This is a genomic window from Pseudomonas shiyinii (genome assembly GCF_056725765.1).
The window spans coordinates 3,837,786-3,860,860 of record NZ_CM161522.1 but is presented as its reverse complement, the minus strand read 5'-3'; the positions used below and the strand labels follow the sequence as shown (position 1 = coordinate 3,860,860).

Annotated in this window: 25 protein-coding genes and 1 tRNA gene; 20 read left to right on the top strand and 6 right to left on the bottom strand. The window is 60.3% G+C overall.

Annotated features, from left to right (window positions below; all coding sequences use genetic code 11):
- Positions 1-2: 2 nt before the first annotated feature.
- Positions 3-236: a hypothetical protein gene (locus ACXHGZ_RS17405; RefSeq protein WP_480460698.1), complete on the bottom strand. Its 234-nt coding sequence runs from the start codon at positions 234-236 to the stop codon at positions 3-5.
- A 717-nt stretch (positions 237-953) separates the two neighbouring features.
- Positions 954-1,139: a hypothetical protein gene (locus ACXHGZ_RS17400; RefSeq protein ID WP_196154559.1), complete on the bottom strand. Its 186-nt coding sequence runs from the start codon at positions 1,137-1,139 to the stop codon at positions 954-956.
- A 261-nt stretch (positions 1,140-1,400) separates the two neighbouring features.
- Here ACXHGZ_RS17400 and ACXHGZ_RS17395 point away from each other — a divergent pair, with 261 nt between their 5' ends.
- Positions 1,401-2,057, top strand: coding sequence for a hypothetical protein (locus ACXHGZ_RS17395; RefSeq protein WP_480460697.1), 657 nt, complete (start codon positions 1,401-1,403; stop codon positions 2,055-2,057).
- Entirely contained in the window at positions 2,054-3,154 is a 1,101-nt protein-coding gene (locus tag ACXHGZ_RS17390) for a helix-turn-helix domain-containing protein (RefSeq protein WP_480460696.1), read from the top strand. Before ACXHGZ_RS17395 ends, ACXHGZ_RS17390 begins: the two co-directional genes overlap by 4 nt.
- Before the next feature lie 14 nt (positions 3,155-3,168).
- Here the strand turns inward: ACXHGZ_RS17390 and ACXHGZ_RS17385 are convergent, their stop codons facing one another.
- Both ACXHGZ_RS17385 and ACXHGZ_RS17380 read right to left on the bottom strand, forming a co-directional pair.
- Positions 3,169-3,681, bottom strand: a complete 513-nt coding sequence (locus ACXHGZ_RS17385) for a hypothetical protein (protein ID WP_480464123.1) — start codon at positions 3,679-3,681, stop codon at positions 3,169-3,171.
- Positions 3,567-3,959, bottom strand: a complete 393-nt coding sequence (locus ACXHGZ_RS17380; protein ID WP_480464085.1) for a plasmid recombination protein — start codon at positions 3,957-3,959, stop codon at positions 3,567-3,569. Before ACXHGZ_RS17380 ends, ACXHGZ_RS17385 begins: the two co-directional genes overlap by 115 nt.
- Before the next feature lie 398 nt (positions 3,960-4,357).
- On the opposite strand from ACXHGZ_RS17380, the gene ACXHGZ_RS17375 reads away from it, so the two are divergent.
- Complete coding sequence (locus tag ACXHGZ_RS17375; protein WP_480460695.1) at positions 4,358-5,362, top strand: hypothetical protein; 1,005 nt, start codon at positions 4,358-4,360, stop codon at positions 5,360-5,362.
- Positions 5,363-5,888: 526 nt separating this feature from the next.
- Positions 5,889-6,146 (top strand): helix-turn-helix transcriptional regulator, encoded by a 258-nt coding sequence (locus tag ACXHGZ_RS17370; RefSeq protein ID WP_480460694.1) that lies wholly within the window; start codon positions 5,889-5,891, stop codon positions 6,144-6,146.
- A gap of 1,102 nt (positions 6,147-7,248) precedes the next feature.
- Here the strand turns inward: ACXHGZ_RS17370 and ACXHGZ_RS17365 are convergent.
- Positions 7,249-7,333, bottom strand: a tRNA-Leu gene (locus tag ACXHGZ_RS17365).
- Between the two features lie 108 nt (positions 7,334-7,441).
- Between ACXHGZ_RS17365 and queA the strand changes: the two genes are divergently transcribed.
- From queA to ACXHGZ_RS17330, 7 genes are all read left to right on the top strand, one after another.
- Positions 7,442-8,491: a tRNA preQ1(34) S-adenosylmethionine ribosyltransferase-isomerase QueA gene (gene queA, locus ACXHGZ_RS17360; RefSeq protein ID WP_480460693.1), complete on the top strand. Its 1,050-nt coding sequence runs from the start codon at positions 7,442-7,444 to the stop codon at positions 8,489-8,491.
- A gap of 14 nt (positions 8,492-8,505) precedes the next feature.
- Entirely contained in the window at positions 8,506-9,621 is a 1,116-nt protein-coding gene (tgt, locus tag ACXHGZ_RS17355) for a tRNA guanosine(34) transglycosylase Tgt (protein WP_172403058.1), read from the top strand.
- Positions 9,622-9,660: 39 nt separating this feature from the next.
- Entirely contained in the window at positions 9,661-9,996 is a 336-nt protein-coding gene (yajC, locus tag ACXHGZ_RS17350) for a preprotein translocase subunit YajC (RefSeq protein ID WP_010223473.1), read from the top strand.
- 63 nt (positions 9,997-10,059) lie between these two features.
- Positions 10,060-11,922 (top strand): protein translocase subunit SecD, encoded by a 1,863-nt coding sequence (secD, locus tag ACXHGZ_RS17345; RefSeq protein ID WP_480460692.1) that lies wholly within the window; start codon positions 10,060-10,062, stop codon positions 11,920-11,922.
- A gap of 10 nt (positions 11,923-11,932) precedes the next feature.
- On the top strand, positions 11,933-12,841 hold the full coding sequence (gene secF, locus ACXHGZ_RS17340; RefSeq protein WP_224456847.1) for a protein translocase subunit SecF: 909 nt from the start codon (positions 11,933-11,935) through the stop codon (positions 12,839-12,841).
- 117 nt (positions 12,842-12,958) lie between these two features.
- Entirely contained in the window at positions 12,959-13,507 is a 549-nt protein-coding gene (locus ACXHGZ_RS17335) for a glycine zipper 2TM domain-containing protein (RefSeq protein ID WP_084858495.1), read from the top strand.
- 256 nt (positions 13,508-13,763) lie between these two features.
- A protein-coding gene (locus tag ACXHGZ_RS17330; RefSeq protein WP_416768414.1) for an IS3 family transposase occupies positions 13,764-14,983 on the top strand; the annotation gives its coding sequence in 2 pieces (ribosomal slippage) (positions 13,764-14,112 and positions 14,112-14,983; 1,221 coding nt in all).
- 60 nt (positions 14,984-15,043) lie between these two features.
- Here ACXHGZ_RS17330 and suhB read toward each other — a convergent pair.
- Positions 15,044-15,862, bottom strand: a complete 819-nt coding sequence (gene suhB, locus ACXHGZ_RS17325) for a type III secretion system regulator SuhB (protein WP_084858494.1) — start codon at positions 15,860-15,862, stop codon at positions 15,044-15,046.
- 150 nt (positions 15,863-16,012) lie between these two features.
- Here suhB and trmJ point away from each other — a divergent pair, with 150 nt between their 5' ends.
- From trmJ to fdx, 9 genes are all read left to right on the top strand, one after another.
- Positions 16,013-16,783, top strand: coding sequence for a tRNA (cytosine(32)/uridine(32)-2'-O)-methyltransferase TrmJ (gene trmJ / locus ACXHGZ_RS17320; RefSeq protein WP_084858493.1), 771 nt, complete (start codon positions 16,013-16,015; stop codon positions 16,781-16,783).
- Between the two features lie 6 nt (positions 16,784-16,789).
- A complete protein-coding gene (cysE, locus tag ACXHGZ_RS17315; RefSeq protein WP_416768174.1) occupies positions 16,790-17,575 on the top strand; it encodes a serine O-acetyltransferase in 786 nt (261 codons plus the stop codon).
- Positions 17,576-17,743: 168 nt separating this feature from the next.
- Complete coding sequence (gene iscR, locus ACXHGZ_RS17310) at positions 17,744-18,235, top strand: Fe-S cluster assembly transcriptional regulator IscR (RefSeq protein WP_084858491.1); 492 nt, start codon at positions 17,744-17,746, stop codon at positions 18,233-18,235.
- A 42-nt stretch (positions 18,236-18,277) separates the two neighbouring features.
- Entirely contained in the window at positions 18,278-19,492 is a 1,215-nt protein-coding gene (locus ACXHGZ_RS17305) for an IscS subfamily cysteine desulfurase (RefSeq protein WP_084858490.1), read from the top strand.
- Between the two features lie 46 nt (positions 19,493-19,538).
- Positions 19,539-19,925 carry a Fe-S cluster assembly scaffold IscU gene (gene iscU / locus ACXHGZ_RS17300; protein ID WP_084858489.1) on the top strand — a complete coding sequence of 129 codons (387 nt, stop codon included), beginning with the start codon at positions 19,539-19,541 and terminating at the stop codon, positions 19,923-19,925.
- A 39-nt stretch (positions 19,926-19,964) separates the two neighbouring features.
- Positions 19,965-20,288 carry an iron-sulfur cluster assembly protein IscA gene (gene iscA / locus ACXHGZ_RS17295; RefSeq protein ID WP_084858488.1) on the top strand — a complete coding sequence of 108 codons (324 nt, stop codon included), beginning with the start codon at positions 19,965-19,967 and terminating at the stop codon, positions 20,286-20,288.
- An 8-nt stretch (positions 20,289-20,296) separates the two neighbouring features.
- Positions 20,297-20,818 (top strand): co-chaperone HscB, encoded by a 522-nt coding sequence (hscB, locus tag ACXHGZ_RS17290; RefSeq protein ID WP_084858487.1) that lies wholly within the window; start codon positions 20,297-20,299, stop codon positions 20,816-20,818.
- A gap of 43 nt (positions 20,819-20,861) precedes the next feature.
- Complete coding sequence (gene hscA, locus ACXHGZ_RS17285; RefSeq protein ID WP_480460691.1) at positions 20,862-22,724, top strand: Fe-S protein assembly chaperone HscA; 1,863 nt, start codon at positions 20,862-20,864, stop codon at positions 22,722-22,724.
- A 3-nt stretch (positions 22,725-22,727) separates the two neighbouring features.
- Positions 22,728-23,069: an ISC system 2Fe-2S type ferredoxin gene (gene fdx / locus ACXHGZ_RS17280; protein ID WP_084858485.1), complete on the top strand. Its 342-nt coding sequence runs from the start codon at positions 22,728-22,730 to the stop codon at positions 23,067-23,069.
- Positions 23,070-23,075: the final 6 nt, after the last annotated feature.

The following is a 23,075-nucleotide window of genomic DNA, read 5'->3' as shown; positions in this document are numbered from 1 at the left end:
TGTCAGTGGCGTACCTGAACCTTGCTCAGCGCCATTTCCACCATGCCGCGAGCCGCCTCGATCTCGTGCATCGTGGCCAGGGTCAGCGCCTGGGCGGATGAGGTCTGATGGGTGAGGGTGTTCTGCTGGGCGATGGAGAGGGCGCAAACCAGGTATTCGGAGGTCTGCATCAGAATGTCTTCGAGAGAATGGGCGAGCTCGGTGGGGTAGGGTGGGTCGGGGACGATCTTTAACATGGTGAAGCTCCTCATTTGAATGGAGCTGCCACCTTCTGCTGTCAAACAAATAGGTGGCAGCTATACGCGGGGTTGACAGACCGGTCAAATAGAGGAAACCCGGCGCACACGAGGTGCCCCCACGTACAGCTGCCATTGAGGGCAAGCCAAGAGGTTTCTATTTGAGTCGGCCTGTCAAAGCCGGTCGTTGAATTGGCAACGACAGGCCGAGACTAGAACCCGATCCAGAGCACCGCAATGGCTTGAAAGGGATAGGGAGTATGTTTGGGAAACAGCCTACAGGGAATGCGGAAAATCTGAAAATTTGAAGCTGTCGCGCATACCCTGTAGGAGCGGGCTTGCCCCGCGATCAAGGGCGAAGCCCTTGCCATGTCGGCACGTTTCCAGGGCCGGCCAATCGAGGGACAAGCCCGCTCCTACAGAGACGGCGCCATGGCTGTTCAAATCCCAGGCATAAAAAAACCGACCATAAGGTCGGTTTCTTTCGGATCTTGGTGCCCGAGGGAGACTCAATATACTTAAGTAAATATATGAATTTGTTGGCATTTTTCTGTGTTCGGTTTTTTATCTACTTACAAATCTACTCACTTGTGCGTCTGCTGGGTGCGTTGGATTCGGATGATTCGTCCGCCGCGCACACCTTCATGCCGCATCGTGACTGCGCCGTGACAAGTGTGACTTTGCCGTGACCTTCGATTCCTCGGGCCGCGGCGGGGGCTACTTCGCGTGATAGGCCCACCAGTCATCAATGGTTACGGTTGGCACCCGCGTGCGCTCCAGGCCGGTTGCATGGCTCCACAGGGTCAACAGGCGATCGCCACCCGAATGGGGCGGTTCTGCACCTTGGCGCCAACCTATGAGGGTGGTACGCGCCACCATCAGCTCATCTGCCAAGGCTTGCATGGAGTAACCTTTGCGGGATAGCGCAGTGATCACCTGGAACCAGTCGATGTGCTTCGCTGGCGCCTTCCGCCGAGTCATAATGGCCCCCTAAACGCGCGCGCGAGGGAAGCCTCACCAGCCTCATCACCATGATCCTTATCAATTCGCACCTTCCTCACGGGTTCATTCTTTCGGATCGGGTTCGCCCTGGCTGTCTGGAATTGCTTGTTTTTGCACATCAAACGATGTAAAAAAACGAGTAATTCCCCAGGGGCATCCCAAATGCTAGAAAACGCTGACTTACGGTCACTCTCGGTCGAAGACGTCCTGTCGTCGCTTGGTCTTCCTGCTCACATTCTGCCTATTGTGGTTGAGCAGCTCTTGCGTGACTTCAGGGCTACCGGCCCTAACAAACCAAAGAGCGCGCCTGGTACGAATGCTTGGCAGCGGGGTATCGAGGTTCTCCGTGAAGAGACCATCCTGTTGGGATGGACGCCAGATGAGCCCAACAACCAACCCCGCACTGTCTCGCCCGATGGGAAAATCGCTATCACGGTAAGCAGTGGGGACACGAACACCGGTAATCCAAACAAAGAACCTCAGACCAGAAATGACAAGGGGTCTCAGACCTCGCGGTGCGCTCATTATAACTCTCAACAAGGAGAGTTATTCCCATCGCAGCACAATGTTGTCAGCTTGAATAGGAGCGTGACAGAGGAGCAGGGGCCAGAGCTCTGGATCCTTCTTTTCTTCATTGACCTGGATAAGAAGGAAGTCCGTTACGAATTGTCGCGCCCCACATCCATGAGTGAAAAGTCCAAGGTCAATGGATGGTCGCACCGTTTGATTATGCCGCCAGTTGCGTTTGAAGATTCTAGTGCACGACAGTCTCCAGATAGCCCAGCAGAAGTTGACGTACCAGTAACGCCGAAATCATGAGCCACCAAACATTGTTTAACCTAAATCGCTTGATTTTGGCCAGGCGCCGTAGGGGGCTGACCAAAAAAGGTTTATCTGAGCTGTCTGGTATTAGTCTGTCTAGCATCAGTAAGGTGGAGAACGGTGGGCACTCTCCATCAGCTGAAATGATCACGTCCTTTTCACAAGCCCTGAACTTCCCGGAAGCGTTCTTTTACGGCGCGGACATTGATACTCCCAGCGAAGTAAACGCGAGTTTTAGATCATTCTCTAGAATGACGTCAGGGCAGCGTGATGCGGCCTTAGCAGCTGGTGGGATCGCATATTTCTTCAGTGACTGGGTTGCGTCTCGCTTCAACCTTCCTGAAATTGCCGTACCTGACTGCTCCGGGATGGAACCAGAAGTTGCCGCTGACACGGTAAGGGCTCTGTGGGGGCTGGGGTTCGGCCCGATCAAGAACATGATCCATCTTCTCGAATCGAAGGGAGTCAGAGTATTCAGCCTGGCGGAGGAAACCAGTCAAGTAAACGCGTTCTCATGCTGGAGAGGAGGAGTGTCTCCATACGTGTTCCTCAATACTATGAAGTCGAGTGAGTCCAGTCGTTTCGACGCGGCCCATGAATTAGGACATTTGGTGTTACACCGACATGGTGAGAACAAAGGCAAGCCCGTGGAGAATGAGGCCAACGCTTTTGCTTCGGCGTTTCTGATGCCCAGGAAAGGAATGCTTGGCACCGCGTACGGTTGTAAAACGGTCTCTGATGTAATAGTGCGCAAAAAAGACTGGACGGTGTCTGCAATGGCATTCACATACAGGCTTCATCAGATTGGGTTGCTCTCAGAGCATACTTATAAGGGGCTTTGCATTGAATTGAGCGTTATGGGTGCCCGGAAGAGTGAGCCAGAGTCAGCTCCCAAAGAGACTTCTTTGATTCTTCAAAAGGTTCTTGGCTTTCTTCGCGAAAAGGGTGTCGGGGTTAACTCTATCGCTGCTGAGATCGCCGTGGAGGCCAATGATTTGAACCAGATTTTGTTCGGTCTTGCCCCTGTAATGGTCACTTCTTCCGCAGGTGTTCTCAAGACTCCTTCTCGAGCGAATCTTCGTCTCGTCAACTGATGGCGATTGCTCATCTAAATTGATGGTGAAGCCCCTGTGCGTTCCGGGGCTTTGCCAGATCCGCACTCTAGACGCCGCATTGTTTCAATTTGGATCGATAATAGATTCGCGCGCTCCTTCTCCATCTCTGCATCACGCAAAGCCGAGGAAAGCGCAGCATCGATACCCCCCAATCGATCCAGGCGCTGTTCTAGCTCAAGCTCCCGAATCTCAAGCGCTATCCGCCAGCGTTCTAGGGCCAAGGCTTTTTGGTTCAACGTGGCTTGCCTCGCCTTCAGCGCCTTTTGCGCAGCCGCCTGTAATTCGTATTGGATGGCTGAAGCTCTTACCCAACGTTTGAACTCCATGTAGCGCTTCGTATGCAAGCCCAGTGCTGCTGCAGCCAGGTCGGAACGCACGAGGTGAGGCGGATCTACATTAAGCCCCTGGTAATAGCGCCGTATCGCCTGATGCTGGGCTGTCGAGCCCTTGATACCGCGAGCCAGCTCGAACGGCTTACCACACGAGCGGTGGAAGTCGGTTTGCATCTTACGCAGTTTGGTAGGGCCTCCAAGAAAATCACTGCCGACAAACGCCCGTCATGGGTCAGAGGCATGATGTACGCAACGAGGTGCGGAGTCCTCTCGTCCAGGTGCAACTCTGCGCAGACAATATTCGCTGCTCCATGACGAGTATTTAGCCAAATCATGGCTTGATCAAAGTAGCCGCCTGTGTCGGGAATCGTACCGCTATGCCTCTTGAATGCTTCCGGACTCGCTGTGATCAAGTATTCGATGCAGAGCACTGCATCTCTTCGTCGCTTCATTGGAAGCCTAGCCAGAACGGCCTGGGACAATTCGGCAGAGCTTGTTGCACCGCAGATATGCACGCTGGGCGCGCCATCTGAATTCGGAGTTGGTATCTCTCGGAACGTATGTCGGCCTGATCCCAATATCCCGGCGACCGTTTTCAGCTTTTTCGTCCTCAGTATTGCGTAGGGCATCCTGGGCCACCGTATTGACAGTGTTTGCTCTATCGTGTGGATGGAGCAAAGCCCGATGCAAGAGTCTCTAGCCAAGGCCTGTGCATATACTCACTACACATTGTTCTTTCCGCTGACGAAATCTGCTGTGCCGCTAGGGGAGTCAAGGCGTGGTCACTGGTACGCCACATCAGCAGGCATTGCCTGGGTTACAGTGTGTGCATCTAAAGCAAGGAAGAGTCATGGAAAATATGACGAGCATTGAGGCGCGCATGATCAGCTTCCTGGAAACACAGGATCATGTGCAGGTGCTAGATGGCAGGGTTGATCAGCCCAAAAACGTAAAAATGGCCGACTACTTATTTTTCAACGGTCGAGCGGTAACCGAACTCAAGACGCTTGAGATAGACCCTAAAGATAAGATTTTCGCCCTGGCCAAATCGGCAATGGACTCCGCTGATTTCCCTCTGATTTTCGGTCAGTACGATCTAGAAGCTGCGATCAAGACAATGCCCGATGGTGAGGCAATCATGGGCAGGATATTCACCAGTGCAACCAGAATGGTTGAAGGTGTATGCCGCCAAGCAAGGGATCAGATTAAGTCAACGAAGGATCATCTTGGCCTTGATCCGGAAACCCCTGGGATCCTACTCGTATTGAACGAGACCGTAGAGAGCATCCCGGTTAACCAATTGGTGGATCGATTCAATTTCTGGCTTGAAGGTGGTAGCGAGAAGAGACTGGATCGCTTTTCCCATATCGATTTCGTTGTGCTAATCCAAACCACTTATCGTGTCAGAGGCAACCAAGGTAAGGTGGTACCGGCATTCATCATTTACAACGAGTGTAATCCACACCGACACCACCTTGTGGAAGAGGATATTCAGAAATTCTTGGCGTCGTGGGCACGATTTCAAGGGCACCATTTCACCACCGCAGAGAACATTCAAAGCCTGAAGTTCGAGCCTGACTTCTCTCCCCCATCGCCTCCGCAATCCAGGCAAGAACATGTGGAATATCGCTATCGACAAAATCGATATCTCCAAAATTTCACCGAGGAGCAGATTATTCAGTACGGCTGCAAGGTCATGGAGCAAGTGTTCTCAATTGCTCTGACTGGCGTTCCGAAGCCTTCGGATGAGACTGCGATGCTGTACTTGACACAATTTACGGAGTTTCTAGAAGAGTGCCGGCTGAGAAGCTTCGATCTGAAGAAAGTAACTAGCAGGTTGCCGCCACGAGCCTAATAGCCTTTCGAGTCGACGGGGTAATTGTTTACATCATGACTGCTGCGAACAAGCGTGCGAACTGCCTGGAACCAGAATGCGTGCCAACAGTACGAACCCTTCAGTTGCTGTCACCCGGAGCAGTTCGCTTTGACTTACTTGACGCTAGTCAGTGTCATCGGCGCTTTCCGTTTCCGACCGGCTTTGGCTGGTTTGTGTATGCCCAGCTCGTACTCTTCCAAGAACTTGCGCACCGTGGCGACCCGCCAGCACACGCGCTTGCCCTGCTTGAAGCATGGCGGCAGCCAACTGGCCCCGTCCTGCCGCGCTCTGCTGCTGTCGATAGCTGACGCTCTGCCTGAATAGACACCAATCCAGGCTACCAGCCGCGCCTTGAGGGTGATTCCGGTGCCCCTACATACGGTGGAGATCATCGGCGAGGGGCTTCCAGCGGCGACTACGCTCATCAAGCCTGTGCTCGGCGGGGGCTTCTGCTATCGCCGGGCTCCATGGCGATCAATCCAACCCGTTGCTGGAGGTTACACAGATGAATGGAGCAACCCCTGTTCCTACAAGCGGGACGAAGGACCTCGCAGACGATATCGAGTTCATCAGGCTGCGTGAGGTGAAGAGGATTACCGGAATGGGCACCACGTACATCTACGAGAAGATGAAGACTGGGGATTTCCCTGGCCAGATCAAGCTTGGCCCCCATGCTGTCCTCTGGATCAAGGCAGAGGTACTTGCATGGGCAAGGGAGCAAGTGACCCGTACCAGGGGAGCAGCAACGCCAGAACGCATATGAGAGGTTGGGCGCCCTTGATGTTGAGGGCTGCCCGGTCACAGTGTCAGCCAGCGAGCTGCTGGCCCAGGCCGACGAAGACACCAGACCGCTCAGCAGGATGCCCGAGGATTCGCCGCTGCCGCCGCCTGCTTCCTGAAGCGTGGTTTAGACTGAGTTCAATCTGCCACCACAACGAGAAGAGACCATCATGAAATGGCTTCCGCTGCTAATGCTCCCGCTCATGGTGTCCGGGTGCGCTACGACCGGTAAATATGAAAAGGTTCTACAAAGCTGGGTTGGCTCCAGCGAACTGGATTTGGTGCGAAGCTGGGGGCCGCCGCAGCAAACATATGAAGCAAGTGGCAGGAAATTTCTGATCTACTCGAGTAGCAATGACATGTATCTGCCAGGTAGTGCGCCTACGTACCAAACCACGGTCGTGGGCAACACCGCATACACCAACTCGTATGGCGGAACCCCAGCTATGAATATTCAGCTGTCCTGCACCACTACATTTGAGATCACCGCCGATATCATTACCAGCTGGCAGTGGCGGGGTAACAACTGCGTATCCAGGTAGCTAAATAGTCGGGAATCGACACCTCTCCGCACCGAAGCTCTGTCCATCGTCGCCCGAAAGGTCGGCGGTGGCAGGGTAGTCGCTCCTACAGGTGCTATGACCTTTGGCAAAAAAGGTTCTTCACGGAAAGCTGGGGAAGAGTGGCTACGATTTGCTTGTCGGGGAGGGAGGGTGAGGGCTTCCAGGTGCATGCCTTGGGATTTAAGGTGATGCACAGATCGAGCGCCGCCCGCGCGGCGCATCGCGAGCTACGCTCGCTCCTACGTTTGTTTACGGCCAGTAACGCTTGTGACAGGCGCGCGCGACCGCCTGGTTTGTGCGACACGATCTTGCGTCAGGCGCCGAAGGCGTCCGCGCGAAAATCCCACAGGATGGATTGGCCCGAAACAAACGTAGGAGCGAGCGTAGCTCGCGATGCGCCGCGCGGGCGGCGCTCGATCGGATAGGCGCTGAATCGTTCAAGACAAACTCATAACGCCCCATGAAAGAGGCCAAATCCCAGGCACAAAAAAACCGACCATAAGGTCGGTTTCTTTCGGATCTTGGTGCCCCGAGGGAGACTCGAACTCCCACTCCTTTCGAAAACGGATTTTGAATCCGCCGCGTCTACCAATTCCGCCATCAGGGCTTGTGGGGGCGCAGTATAGAGAGCCTCCGTGGGTCGGTCAATCGGGTTTCATGGTCAATTTTCACTCTTTGGGCTAAACTTTCCGGCCCTGTCGAACCGAACACCATCATGCGCGTCGCCGATTTTTCCTTCGAACTCCCCGATTCCCTGATCGCCCGCCACCCCCTGGCCGAGCGCCATGGCAGCCGTCTGCTGGTCCTCGATGGGCCGAGCGGTGAGCTGGCGCACCGCCAGTTCACCGACCTGCTCGACTACCTGCGCCCCGGTGATCTGATGGTATTCAACAATACCCGGGTGATTCCGGCGCGGCTGTTTGGCCAGAAGGCCTCCGGCGGCAAGCTGGAAGTATTGGTCGAGCGCGTGCTCGACACTTATCGGGTACTTGCCCATGTGCGCGCCAGCAAGGCGCCCAAGCCGGGCACGCAGATCCTCATCGACGGCGGCGGCGAAGCCGAGATGGTGGCGCGCCATGAGACCCTGTTCGAGCTGCGCTTCAGCGAAGAAGTGCTGCCGCTGCTCGAGCGCGTCGGCCATATGCCGCTGCCGCCCTACATCGACCGCCCGGACGAAGGCGCCGACCGCGAGCGCTACCAGACCGTCTACGCCGAGCGCGCCGGTGCCGTGGCCGCGCCGACCGCCGGCCTGCACTTCGACGAAGCGCTGCTGGAGAAGATCGCGGCCAAGGGCGTCGAGCGTGCCTTCGTCACCCTGCACGTGGGCGCCGGTACCTTCCAACCGGTGCGGGTCGACAAGATCGAAGACCACCACATGCATAAAGAATGGCTGGAGGTCAGCCAGGACGTGGTCGACGCCGTCCTGGCGTGCCGTGCCCGAGGGGGCCGGGTGATCGCGGTGGGCACCACCAGCGTGCGTTCGCTGGAAAGTGCCGCCCGTGACGGCCAGCTGAAGGCCTTCAGCGGCGACACCGACATCTTCATCTACCCAGGCCGGCCGTTCCATGTGGTCGATGCCCTGGTCACCAACTTCCACCTGCCGGAGTCCACGCTGCTGATGCTGGTCTCGGCCTTCGCCGGCTACTCCGAGACCATGGCTGCCTACGCGGCGGCGGTCGAGCAGGGGTACCGCTTCTTCAGTTACGGTGATGCCATGTTCATCACCCGCAATCCGGCGCCACGCGGCCCCGAGGATCAAGCATGAGTCGCACCTGTCGAATGTCGTTCGAACTGCTGGCCACCGACGGCAAGGCCCGTCGCGGCCGCCTGACCTTCCCCCGTGGCACGGTGGAAACCCCGGCGTTCATGCCGGTGGGTACCTACGGCACGGTCAAGGGCATGCTGCCTCGCGACATCGAGGCCATCGGCGCCGAGATCATCCTGGGCAACACCTTCCACCTGTGGCTGCGCCCAGGCACCGAGGTGATCAAGAAGCACGGCAGCCTGCATGATTTCATGCAGTGGAAGGGCCCGATCCTCACTGACTCCGGCGGCTTCCAGGTATTCAGCCTGGGCGCCATGCGCAAGATCAAGGAAGAGGGCGTGACCTTCGCCTCGCCGGTCGACGGTTCCAAGGTGTTCATGGGGCCGGAGGAGTCCATGCAGGTCCAGCGCGACCTGGGCTCGGACATCGTGATGATCTTCGACGAGTGCACGCCGTACCCGGCCGAGCACGACGTGGCGCGCGCCTCCATGGAGCTGTCGCTGCGCTGGGCCCAGCGCTCGAAGAACGCCCACGCCGACAACACCGCTGCGCTGTTCGGTATCGTCCAGGGCGGTATGTACCAGGACCTGCGCATGCGCTCGCTGGAAGCGCTGGAGAATATCGGCTTCGACGGCCTGGCCATCGGTGGCCTGTCGGTGGGCGAGCCCAAGCACGAAATGATCAAGGTGCTGGATTACCTGCCTGGCCAGATGCCCGCTGACAAACCTCGTTACCTTATGGGGGTAGGCAAACCCGAGGATCTTGTAGAGGGTGTGCGCCGCGGCGTCGACATGTTCGACTGCGTGATGCCGACGCGCAACGCGCGCAACGGCCATCTGTTCGTCGATACCGGGGTGATCAAGATCCGCAACGCGTTCCATCGCCATGATGATTCGCCGCTGGATCCGACCTGTGACTGCTACACCTGCACCAACTTCTCCCGCGCCTATCTCCATCACCTGGATAAATGTGGCGAAATGTTGAGCAGCATGCTGAATACCATCCACAACTTGCGCCATTACCAGCGCTTGATGGCCGGTTTACGCGAGGCTATTCAACAAGGTAAATTGGCCGCCTTTGTCGACGCCTTCTACGCCAAGCGCGGGCTGCCCGTGCCGCCCTTGGACTGACTGTTTGCACTTATAAACTTATAGCAACTGGAGTGCCCAATGAGCTTTCTGATTCCCGCCGCCTACGCGGATGCTGCTGCCCCTGCCGCCGGCCCAGCCGGTACCGGCTTCGAATGGATCTTCCTGGTCGGTTTCCTGGTCATCTTCTACCTGATGATCTGGCGCCCGCAGGCCAAGCGTGCCAAGGAGCAGAAGAACCTGCTGAGCAACTTGCAAAAGGGTGACGAAGTTGTCACCAACGGCGGCATCGCCGGCAAGATCGTCAAAGTGGCCGACGACTTCGTGGTCCTGGAAGTGTCCGACAACGTCGAGCTGAAGTTCCAGAAGGGCGCCGTGGCTGCGACCCTGCCAAAAGGTACGCTCAAGGCTATCTGAGTTACCGGTTTTCTTTTCCAGTCGGGGCGCGCAACGCGCCCCGCGTCTTGAACGGGCGGCGTGATGCTGAACAAATACCCTCTGTGGAAATACCTGCTGATCCTGGTGGTACTGGCGATCGGCTTTATTTATTCCGCTCCCAACCTCTACCCGGATGATCCGGCGGTGCAGATCAGCGGTGCGAGCTCCGCGCTGCACGTGAGCCAGGCCGACCTGGACCGCGCCACCAAGGCGCTGACCGATGCCGGTATCGCCGTCAAGGGCGGCAGCCTGGGCGAGAAGGGCAGTGCGCTGGTGCGCCTGACCAACCAGGAAGACCAGCTCCCGGCCAAGGATGTGGTGCGCAAGGCACTGGGCGATGATTACGTCGTGGCCCTGAACCTGGCCCAGACCACCCCGCAATGGCTGCGCAACCTGGGCGCAAGCCCGATGAAACTGGGCCTGGACCTGTCCGGTGGTGTGCACTTCCTGCTGGAAGTGGACATGGACAAGGCCATGAGTGCCCGCATGAAAGTCTACGAAGGCGAGGTCAAGACCTTGCTGCGCAAAGAGCGCGTCCGCTACCGCAGCCTGCCCCAGCAGGATGGCGGCATCATGCTGGGCTTCGCCGACGATGCCACCCGCGAGCAGGCACGCAGCCTGATCCGCAAGAATTTCAATGATTTCGACCTGACCACCACCGAGCGTAATGAGCTCGCCGTGCTGCGTCTGGCGCTGACCCCGGCGAAAGTGACCGAGATCCGCGAGTACTCGATCAAGCAGAACCTGACCACCGTGCGCAACCGGGTCAACGAGCTGGGCGTGGCCGAGCCGCTGGTCCAGCGCCAGGGCGCCAACCGTATCGTGGTCGAGCTGCCAGGCGTGCAGGACACCGCCGAAGCCAAGCGTATCCTGGGCAAGACTGCCAACCTGGAGTTCCGCTTCGGTGCCGAGCCGGGCGCCTCCAAGGCCACCACCGAGGTCTTCGAGTTCCGCGAAGGCGGCCGTTCCGCTGCGGTCGAGCGTGGCCTGATCATCACCGGTGACCAGGTGACTGACGCCCAGGCCAGCTTCGACGAGCATGGCCGTCCGCAGGTCAACATTCGCCTCGACGGCCACGGTGGCGAGCTGATGAGCCGCGCCACCCGCAGCAACGTCGGCCGCAGCATGGCGGTGATCTTCATCGAGCAGAAGCCGATGACCCGCTACGAGAAGCAAGTGGTCGACGGCATCGAGAAGGACGTGGCGATCCAGACCTTCAAGGAAGAGAAGAAGATCATCAGCCTGGCGACCATCCAGTCGCCGCTGGGTAGCCAGTTCCGCATCACCGGCCTGAACGGCCAGGGCGAGTCGTCCGAGCTTGCCTTGTTGCTGCGCGCCGGTGGCCTGGCCGCGCCGATGTACTTCGCCGAAGAACGCACCATCGGCCCGAGCCTGGGTGCCGACAACATCACCAAGGGTATCGATGCATCCCTGTGGGGCATGCTGTTCGTCTCGCTGTTCATCATTGCCATCTACCGCGCCTTCGGCGTGCTGGCCACCATCGCCCTGGCGGGCAACATGGTCCTGCTGCTGGCGCTGATGTCGCTGCTGGGCGCCACCCTGACCTTGCCGGGGATCGCCGGTATCGTGTTGACCATGGGTATGGCGGTGGACGCCAACGTGCTGATCTTCTCGCGTATCCGCGAAGAGATCGCCGCCGGCATGTCGGTGCAGCGCGCCATCCACGAGGGCTTCAATCGCGCCTACTCGGCGATCGTCGATGCCAACCTGACCACCCTGCTGGTCGGCGGCATCCTGTTCGCCATGGGTACTGGCCCGGTCAAGGGCTTCGCGGTCACCATGTCCCTCGGGATTTTCACCTCGATGTTCACCGCCGTCATGGTGACCCGTGCACTGGTCAACCTGACCTGCGGCGGGCGTGACATCAAGAAGCTGTGGGTTTGAGGGAGCTGCGATGAAAACCATCAACTTCATGGGCGTGCGCAATGTCGCGTTCGCCATCACCGTGCTCCTCACTGTCCTGGCGCTGTTCAGCTGGTGGCACAAGGGTCTGAACTTCGGCCTGGACTTCACCGGCGGTACGCTCATCGAGCTGACCTACGAGCGCCCGGCCGACCTCAAGGCGGTGCGTGCCGAACTGGTCCAGTCCGGTTTCGACGAGGCCGTGGTGCAGAGCTTCGGCGCCACCACCGACCTGCTGGTGCGCATGCCTGGCGACGACCCGCAGCTGGGCAACCGCGTTGCCGCGGCGCTGCAGAAGGCCGGGGGCGACAACCCGGCCACGGTCAAGCGCGTCGAGTTCGTCGGCCCACAGGTGGGCGAGGAGCTGCGTGACCAGGGTGGCCTGGGCATGCTGCTGGCCCTGGGCGGCATCCTGGTCTACCTGGCCTTCCGCTTCCAGTGGAAGTTCGCCGTCGGTGCCATCGTTTCGCTGATCCACGACGTGGTGGTGACCCTGGGCATCCTGTCGTTCTTCCAGATCACCTTCGATCTGACGGTGTTGGCGGCGGTCCTGGCGATCATCGGTTACTCGCTCAACGACACCATCGTGGTGTTCGACCGGGTGCGTGAGAACTTCCGTGTAATGCGCAAGGCGTCGCTGATCGAGAACATCAACGTCTCGACCACCCAGACCCTGCTGCGTACCGTGGCCACCTCGGTGTCGACCTTGCTGGCCATCGCTGCACTGCTGTTCTTCGGCGGCGACAACCTGTTCGGCTTCTCCCTGGCGCTGTTCATTGGTGTCATGGCCGGTACCTATTCGTCGATCTACATCGCCAACGTGGTGCTGATCTGGCTGAACCTGAGCAGCGAAGACCTGATCCCGCCGGTCAAGGCCGAGGGCGAGGACGACCGCCCGTAAGCTGTTCCAAGTCGCCGTCTGGCGTAAAGAAAGGCGCGGGTATTGAACTCGCGCCTTTTTTTATGCTCCAAGGCTGGGAGAAGGCGGCTAACCCCGCCGGTATATCAGGAGGTTCACGTGAATAAATCAATGCTTGTGGGTGCGGTACTGGGTGCTGTCGGTGTGACCGCCGGAGGTGCTGTCGCCACCTACAGCTTGGTGAACAAGGGGCCGGAGTACGCCCAGGTTACGGACGTGCAGCCCATCAAGGAAACCATCAAGACGCCACGCCAGGTGTGCAAGGACGTCACCGTGACGCGCCAGGCACCGGTGAAGGACCAGCACCAGATCGCCGGTACCGTGGTCGGTGCCATTGCTGGCGGCCTGCTGGGCAACCAGATCGGTGGTGGTTCGGGCAAGAAGATCGCCACCGTGGCCGGTGCCGTGGGCGGTGGTTACGCGGGCAACAAGGTGCAGGAGGGCATGCAGGAGCGTGACACCTATACCACTACGCAAACCCGCTGCAACACCGTCAACGACCTGAGCGAGAAGGTGGTCGGCTACAACGTGACCTACTCCATCGGCGATAAGGTTGGCCGAGTGAAGATGAATCATGAGCCGGGTTCCACCATTCCGTTGGACAAGAACGGCAACCTGGTGTTGAGCGAGAACCAGGCTGGGCAGTAAACCGCGATCTGCCTTTTATGTAGGAGCGGCCTTGCGCCGCGAAAGGGGTGCGAAGCGCCCCCAGGGTGTGAACTTGGCAGAAATTGCCGGGGCTGCTCTGCAGCTCTTTCGCGGCACAAGGCCGCTCCTACAGGGAATTGCGCTATGCCTTGGACAACGGCCACAAAAAAGCCCGCATCGCTGCGGGCTTTTTTGTGGCAGGTGTCCCGTCCTGAATAAGGTTTACACCTCCTATCCCGATTTTCCGGAGAGCTAGATGGAGCAAGGTGTAAAGCGCACGCAGCGAGATTACTCGCTGTCTTTTAAATTGGCTGTCGTTGATCAGATCGAAAAAGGCGAGCTGACCTACAAACAGGCCCAGGCGCGATATGGCATCCAGGGTCGGTCGACTGTTCTGGTATGGTTGCGTAAGCATGGTCGGCAGGATTGGAGCCAAGGGGCGTCGATCCGGGCCGAGAGGAGCTGCGCGATGTCCGACCCTAAAACGCTCACTCCAGAGCAGCGGATCAAAGAGCTTGAACAGCAGCTTGAGTTAATGAGCCAGAAGGCTCAGTTCTTCGAGACCGTCGTTGATGTCCTAAAGAATGACTACGGTGTGTCGGTCGTAAAAAAGCGATCCGGCAAGTCCTCTCGCAAGGTCAAGTCGCAGGACTGAGCATTGCTAGGGCTTGTCAGTTTCTAGGCATCAGCCGACAGGCTTACTACAAACGTAATCGAGTTGCTGATAGCAAAGCGCGCCAGGCAGATCGGGTTGTCGAGTTTGTGCAACAAGTCCGGATGCGTCAGCCACGGCTAGGCACACGGAAACTGCACTATCTGCTGCGTTGCCAGCCTGATAGGCGGATTCAAGTTGGCCGAGACCGGCTGTTTGAGGTCTTGGGGGAGCGCCGTTTGTTGGTGCTACCCAAGCGGGCGTATCACAAGACGACACAGAGCTTTCATCGCTTCTATCGTCATCCCAACCTACTCAAGCCAGGCCCCAATCAGATTGTCCCATCAGGGCCAGAGCACGTGTGGGTGGCGGACATCACCTACCTGCCGGCCAGAAGCGGCCCACTGTACCTAAGCCTGGTAACAGATGCTTACTCTAGAAAGATTGTTGGCCATCATGTTCATGAGAGCCTGCATGCCGAGTCGGTTGCACAAGCCTTTAGACAGGCCCTGCGCAAACGGCGGCGTCGCCAGCCGTTAGTCCATCACTCAGACCGAGGCATTCAGTACTGCTCAGCGCTGTATCAGTCACTGCATGCACGGAACGGGGTCCAATGCTCGATGACTGACGGATATGACTGCTATCAGAACGCGCTGGCCGAACGGATCAACGGAATCCTCAAAACAGAGCTGCTGCTGAGCAATCCAGAAAATCTGGAGCAGGCGAGAAAGATGGTTGATGAGGCGGTGCAAATCTACAACACGGAGCGGCCTCACATGGCCCTGAAAAACAAAACGCCCGATGCGGTGCATCGGGCGTTTTGAGGCCTATCGGCCTACCTGAACAGGTGTAAACCTATTTCAGGACTAGACAAGGTGTAGCGTTTAGCGCTTCATGTACTCGGGCAGGTGCGGCTGGATAGCCGTCAGCACAGCCTTGAAGCACTTGATGTTGCCCGCGACGATATGGCCCTTCTCGAGGAAGTCGTGGCCACCATTGAAGTCGCTCACCAGGCCACCGGCTTCCTGGATCAGCAGCACGCCTGCGGCCATATCCCACTCAGACAGGCCCGACTCCCAGAAGGCGTCGAAGCGGCCGGCGGCCACGTAGGCCAGGTCCAGGCTGGCGGAACCGGCGCGGCGGATGCCAGCGGTCTGGCCGGTCAGTGCGCGGAACATGCCCAGGTAGTTGTCCAGGTCGGCCATCTGGTTGTCACGGAACGGGAAACCGGTACCCAGCAGGGCGCCTTCCAGGCTGGTGCGCGAGCTGACGCGCAGGCGGCGGCCGTTGAGCTGGGCGCCGCGACCGCGGCTGGCGGTGAATTCTTCCTGGCGAACCGGGTCGACGATGACGGCATGCTCGAGGCGGCCGCGGTATTTGCAGGCGATGCTGACCGCAAAGTGAGGAACGCCACGCAGGAAGTTGGTGGTGCCGTCCAGTGGATCGATGATCCACAGGTAGTCCTTGCCTTCTTCACCGGTACCGGCGTGCAGGCCAGTTTCTTCACCCTGGATGGAGTGGTTCGGGTAGGCCTTGCGCAGGGCGTTGACGATGGTCTGCTCGGCGGCGCGGTCAACCTCGGACACGTAGTCCTTGGCTTCTTTCTCGTCGACTTTGATGCTGTCCAGGCGTTCGATGGAGCGGAAAATCAATTCACTGGCGCTGCGAGCGGCGCGCAGGGCGATATTCAGCATAGGCTGCATGGGCGTTTCACCTGGGATGTTAAAGAGGAAAGCCGCATAGTCTATCAGAAATCTGCTTCGGCAGAAGGGTGACATGCGCTTTCATGGCGTTACGTCCGTCGCTTCTGTAAGATCGTTTGCCCTGTTATCCACATCCGTGAGCTCAACACCTTGTTGCAGAATATTCGTGTTGTTCTGGTCAATACCAGCCACCCCGGCAATATCGGCGGCGCTGCACGTGCCATGAAAAACATGGGCCTGTCGCGCCTGGTGCTGGTCCAGCCTCTGGATTTCCCTGCCGTGGATGCCACGGCGCGCGCGTCCGGCGCCGACGATGTGCTGGACAACGCCCAGGTCGTCGACAGCCTCGAAGAGGCATTGGTCGGCTGCAGCCTGGCGATCGGCACCAGTGCCCGCGAGCGCAGCATCCCCTGGCCGTTGCTCGACCCCCGCGAATGCGGTGCCAAGGTCGTCGAGCATGCCGGCGTCGGTGAGGAAATCGCCCTTGTGTTCGGTCGCGAGCACGCCGGCCTGACCAACGAAGAGCTGCAGCGATGTCACTTCCACGTGCACATTCCCTCGAACCCCGACTTCAGTTCGCTGAACCTCGCCGCGGCGGTCCAGGTGCTCTCCTACGAGGTGCGCATGGCCTGGCTGGCGGCCCAGGGCGCGCCGACGAAGGTCGAGAAGTTCGAAGCCAACTCGCTGCGCAGCGGCGAGCTGGCGACCATGGACGAGATGGAGCTGTTCTACGAGCACCTGGAGAAGACCCTGGTGCAGATCGGCTTTCTTGACCCGGAAAAGCCCAAGCACCTGATGCCGCGCCTGCGCCGGCTCTATGGGCGCAGCTCGGTCAATCGTTCGGAAATGAGCATTTTGCGCGGCATCCTCACCGAGACCCAGAAAGTCGCACGGGGCGAGCCGCATAAGCGGAAGGACTAGAAAAAGATGTTCGAACGTCTGCGCGAAGATATCCAGAGCGTATTCCATCGTGACCCGGCGGCGCGCAATGCCTTCGAGGTGCTGACCTGCTACCCGGGCATGCATGCCATCTGGCTGCACCGCCTGGGCCATGCCTTGTGGGTGCGCGAGTTCAAGTGGCTGGCGCGCCTGGTGTCGAACTTCGGCCGCTGGCTGACCGGTATCGAAATCCACCCCGGTGCCACCATCGGCCGGCGTTTCTTCATCGACCACGGCATGGGCATCGTCATCGGCGAGACCGCCGAGATCGGTGACGATGTCACCCTGTACCAGGGCGTGACCCTGGGCGGCACCAGCTGGAACAAGGGCAAGCGCCATCCGACCCTGGAGAACGGCGTGGTGGTCGGGGCGGGGGCCAAGGTGCTCGGCCCGTTCACCGTCGGTGCCGGGGCCAAGATCGGCTCCAATGCCGTGGTGACCAAGGCGGTGCCTGCCGGGGCCACGGCGGTGGGGATTCCGGGGCGGATCATCGTCAAGACCGAAGACAGCGAGGTCGAGGCCAAGCGCAAGGCCATGGCCGAGAAGATCGGCTTCGATGCCTACGGTGTCAGTGGCGACATGCCCGACCCGGTGGCTCGCGCCATCGGCCAGATGCTCGATCACCTGCAGGCGGTCGACGAACGGCTCGAAGGCATGTGCGGTGCGTTGACCAAGCTGGGCAGCGACTATTGCGGCAAGGAACTGCCAGCGCTGCCCGAGGAGGACTTCGTCGAGGTCAAGCAGACCGCGCAGAGCGACACCCAGGCGCATTGATTACGGCGCGATGAGATATGGGGCGTGTGCTCACGCCCCCGGTCTGTTAGACTCGCGCCCGCCTCCCCGATGCATACCCGACTAAAGCACTAGGTCTAATAGTTGACTTAAATGCTCGGGAATCGCATACTCGCACACATCCTGTAACTCCCGTGGTACCCATTAGCCATGCGACTGACTACCAAAGGCCGATATGCCGTGACCGCCATGCTTGACCTGGCGTTGCATGCGCAGCATGGGCCGGTGTCTTTGGCCGACATTTCCGAGCGCCAGGGCATTTCCCTTTCTTATCTGGAACAGCTGTTCGCCAAGCTGCGCCGCGGCAGCCTGGTTTCCAGCGTGCGCGGCCCAGGCGGCGGCTACCAGCTGTCGCGGGGCATGGAAACCATCCAGGTGGCCCAGGTCATCGACGCGGTCAACGAATCGGTCGATGCCACCCGTTGCCAGGGCCTGGGGGACTGTCACGCCGGCGACACCTGCCTGACCCACCACCTGTGGTGCGACCTCAGCCAGCAGATCCATGAGTTCCTCAGCGGCATCAGCCTGGCCGACCTGGTCGAGCGCCGCGAGGTGCAGGAAGTCGCCCATCGCCAGGACCTGCGCCGCGTCTCGGGCCGTACCGCCCGGATGGACAAGATTGAGACGTCCGCCGTCGACTGATCGCAGCGACGAGCGACGCCACCGCCTGATAGGAGATACCCAATGAAGTTGCCGATCTACCTCGATTACTCCGCGACCACTCCGGTCGATCCGCGCGTCGCCCAGAAGATGGCCGACTGCCTGCTGGTCGACGGGAACTTCGGTAACCCGGCCTCGCGTTCCCACGTGTTCGGCTGGAAGGCCGAGGAAGCCGTCGAGAACGGCCGTCGCCAGGTTGCCGAGCTGATCAACGCCGACCCGCGCGAGATCGTCTGGACCAGCGGTGCCACCGAGTCCGACAACCTCGCCCTCAAGGGCGTGGCGCACTTCTATCAGACCAAGGGCAAGCACATCATCACTTCCAAGATCGAGCACAAGGCGGTCCTGGATACCGCTCGCCAGCTCGAGCGCGAAGGTTTCGAAGTCACCTACCTCGAGCCCGGTGAAGACGGCATCGTCACCCCGGCCATGGTCGAGGCTGCCCTGCGCGAAGACACCATCCTGGTCTCGCTGATGCACGTGAACAACGAGGTCGGCTCGATCAATGACATCGCCGCCATCGGTGAACTGACCCGCTCGCGCGGTGTGCTGTTCCACGTCGATGCCGCCCAGTCCGCAGGCAAGGTCGAGATCGACCTGCAGAAGCTGAAGGTCGACCTGATGTCGTTCTCGGCGCACAAGGTCTATGGCCCGAAAGGTATCGGCGCGCTGTACGTCAGCCGCAAGCCGCGCGTACGTCTGGAAGCCATCATCCACGGCGGTGGCCATGAGCGCGGCATGCGTTCGGGTACCCTGCCGACCCACCAGATCGTCGGCATGGGCGAGGCCTTCGCCATCGCCAAGCAGGAGATGGCCGCCGAGAACGTGCGCATCAAGGCCCTGAGCGACCGCTTCTTCGAGCAGGTGTCCAACCTCGAGGAGCTGTACGTCAATGGCAGCCGTACTGCTCGCGTGCCGCACAACCTGAACCTGAGCTTCAACTACGTCGAAGGCGAGTCGCTGCTGATGTCGCTCAAGGACATCGCCGTATCGTCCGGCTCGGCCTGCACCTCCGCTTCGCTCGAGCCGTCCTACGTGCTGCGCGCCCTGGGCCGCAACGACGAGCTGGCGCACAGCTCGATCCGCTTCTCCTTCGGCCGCTTCACCACCGAGGAAGAAGTCGACTACGCCGCGCAGAAGGTCTGCGAGGCGGTGAACAAACTGCGCGAATTGTCGCCGCTGTGGGACATGTACAAAGACGGCGTCGACATCTCCAAGATCGAGTGGGCCGCCCACTAAGCAGTCGCCGGCAAGAGCGGCTCCCTGATGAGGAAGGAATTGCACCATGGCATACAGTGAAAAGGTCATCGACCACTACGAAAACCCGCGCAACGTCGGCAAGATGAACGCCGACGACCCGGATGTCGGTACCGGCATGGTCGGCGCGCCGGCCTGCGGCGACGTCATGCGCCTGCAGATCAAGGTCAACGAGCAGGGCATCATCGAAGATGCCAAGTTCAAGACCTACGGCTGTGGCTCGGCCATCGCCTCCAGCTCCCTGGCCACCGAGTGGATGAAGGGCAAGACCCTGGACGAAGCCGAGACCATCAAGAATACCCAGTTGGCCGAAGAGCTGGCGTTGCCGCCGGTCAAGATCCACTGCTCGGTGCTCGCGGAAGATGCCATCAAGGCCGCTGTTCGCGACTACAAGCAGAAGAAAGGCTTGGTCTAAGACGCGTGTGCGCTAACTGAAGTTGAGGAAAGAGTTCCGATGGCTATCAGCATGACAGAAGCCGCCGCCAACCACGTGCGGCGTTCCCTCGAAGGGCGCGGCAAGGGCGAGGGCATCCGCCTGGGCGTGCGCACCACCGGCTGCTCGGGCCTGGCCTATGTGCTGGAGTTCGTCGATGAAGTGGCGGCCGAAGACCAGGTCTTCGAGAACCATGGCGTGAAGGTCATCATCGACCCCAAGAGCCTGGTCTACCTCGACGGCACCGAGCTGGACTTCGTCAAGGAAGGGTTGAACGAAGGCTTCAAGTTCAACAACCCCAACGTGCGCGGTGAATGTGGCTGCGGCGAAAGCTTCAATGTCTGAGGCTTGACGTGGGTACTCCTTGCCATTTCGCCCTGTTTGACCTGCAGCCCGGCTTCCGCCTGGACCTCGACAAGCTGGCCACGCGCTATCGCGAGCTGGCCCGCGAGGTCCACCCGGACCGCTTCGCCGACGCCTCCGAGCGCGAGCAGCGTGTCGCGCTGGAGAAGTCCGCGGCCCTCAACGAGGCCTACCAGACCCTGCGCAGCGCCCCGCGGCGTGCCCGCTACCTGCTGGCCATCGGCGGCCACGAAGTGCCCCAGGAAGTCACGGTCCACGACCCGGACTTCCTGCTGCAGCAGATGCAGTGGCGCGAAGAGCTCGAAGAGCTGCAGGACGAAGCCGACCTCGACGGTGTCGCTGTCTTCAAGAAGCGCCTGAAGGCCGCCCAGGAGGCGTTGAACGAGGATTTCGCCGCCTGCTGGGATGTGGCTGCCGAGCGTGACAGGGCAGAGCGCCTGATGCGCCGCATGCAGTTCCTCGACAAGCTCGCCCAGGAAGTGCGCCAACTCGAAGAGCGCCTCGACGATTAACCCCGGCGTTGCACGTGACGACGCCTAAGGTACTCAGATAAGCATGGCCCTACTGCAGATCGCCGAACCCGGTCAAAGCCCCCAACCGCACCAGCGCCGCCTGGCGGTGGGGATTGACCTGGGCACCACCAATTCCCTGGTCGCCGCCGTACGCAGCGGTCGCAGCGAACCGCTGCCCGATGCGCAGGGCAATGTCATCCTGCCCTCGGCGGTACGTTACCTCGACGGCGGCATCGACGTAGGCCTGGCGGCCCGCGAAGCGGCTTCCAGCGACCCGCTGAACACCATCTTGTCGGTCAAGCGCCTGATGGGGCGCGGCCTGGCCGACGTCAAGCAGCTGGGCGAACAGCTGCCGTACCGCTTCGTCGGTGGCGAGTCGCACATGCCGTTCATCGACACCGTCCAGGGGCCGAAGAGCCCGGTGGAGGTGTCCGCCGACATTCTCAAGGTGTTGCGCCAGCGTGCCGAGCAAACCCTCGGCGGCGAACTGGTGGGCGCAGTGATCACCGTGCCGGCCTATTTCGACGACGCCCAGCGCCAGGCCACCAAGGATGCCGCACGCCTGGCCGGCCTCAACGTGCTGCGCCTGCTCAACGAGCCGACCGCTGCTGCCGTGGCCTATGGCCTGGATGAGAAGGCCGAGGGCGTGGTGGCTATCTATGACCTGGGTGGCGGTACCTTCGACATTTCCATCCTGCGCCTGACTGCGGGCGTCTTCGAAGTGCTGGCCACCGGTGGCGACACCGCCCTGGGGGGCGATGACTTCGACCACGCCATCGCTGGCTGGATCGTCGAGCAGGCCGGGTTGTCGTCCGACCTCGACCCCAGCGCCCAGCGCCAGCTGCTGCAGGCCGCCTGCGCCGCCAAGGAAGCCTTGACCGACGCCGACGTGGTCGGCGTACGCCACGGCACCTGGCAGGGTGAGCTGACCCGCGCCGCTTTCGAAGCCCTGATCGAACCACTGGTCGCCCGCAGCCTCAAGGCCTGCCGCCGCGCCGTGCGCGACAGCGGTGTCGAGCTCGAAGAGGTGGGGGCCGTGGTGATGGTGGGCGGTTCGACCCGCGTCCCCCGTGTGCGCGAGGCCGTAGGTGGGCTGTTCGGCCGTACCCCGCTGACGTCGATCGACCCGGACCAGGTGGTGGCCATCGGCGCCGCGATCCAGGCCGACACCCTGGCCGGCAACCGTCGTGAGGGTGGCGAGCTGTTGTTGCTGGACGTCATCCCGCTGTCCCTGGGCCTCGAGACCATGGGCGGGTTGATGGAAAAGGTGATTCCGCGCAATACCACCATCCCGGTGGCCCGCGCCCAGGAGTTCACCACCTATAAAGATGGCCAGTCGGCCATGATGATCCACGTCCTGCAGGGCGAGCGCGAGCTGATCAGCGACTGCCGCTCCCTGGCGCGCTTCGAACTGCGCGGCATTCCGGCCATGGTCGCCGGCGCGGCGAAGATCCGCGTCACCTTCCAGGTCGATGCCGACGGCCTGCTCAGCGTCTCGGCCCGCGAACTGGGCTCTGGCGTGGAATCGAGCATCCAGGTCAAGCCGTCCTATGGCCTGACCGATGGCGAGATCGCCCGCATGCTCAAGGATTCCTTCGAGCACGCCGGCTCCGACAAGCAGGCGCGCCAGCTGCGTGAGCACCAGGTCGACGGCGAGCGCCTGCTCGAGGCGGTGCAGGGCGCCCTGGATGCCGACGGCGAGCGGTTGCTCAGCGCCGAGGAGCGCGAGGCGATCGAGTACCAGATGCAAGAATTGCGTGATTTGCTCACCGGCACCGATGGCGCGGCCATCGAGCAGCAGACCAAGCGTCTGTCGCAGGTGACCGATGCTTTTGCCGCCCGTCGCCTTGATTCGACGGTCAAAGCCGCACTGGCCGGGCGCAACCTGAATGAGATCGAGGAGTAACCGATGCCCCAGGTGATTTTCCTGCCGCACGAGAAGTTCTGCCCGGAGGGGCTGGTGGTAGAGGTGGAGCCAGGCACCAACATCCTGGAGCTGGCCCATGAGCATCACATCGAGATGGAAAGCGCCTGCGGTGGCGTTTGCGCCTGCACCACCTGCCACTGCATCGTCCGCGAGGGTTTCGACTCGCTGGAAGAAGCCGATGAGCTGGAAGAGGATATGCTGGACAAGGCCTGGGGCCTGGAAGCGCAATCGCGCCTGGCCTGCCAGGTGATCGTCGGCGACGAAGACCTGACGATCGAGATCCCCAAATATTCGCTCAACCACGCCGCCGAAGCGCCGCACTGAGGTTCC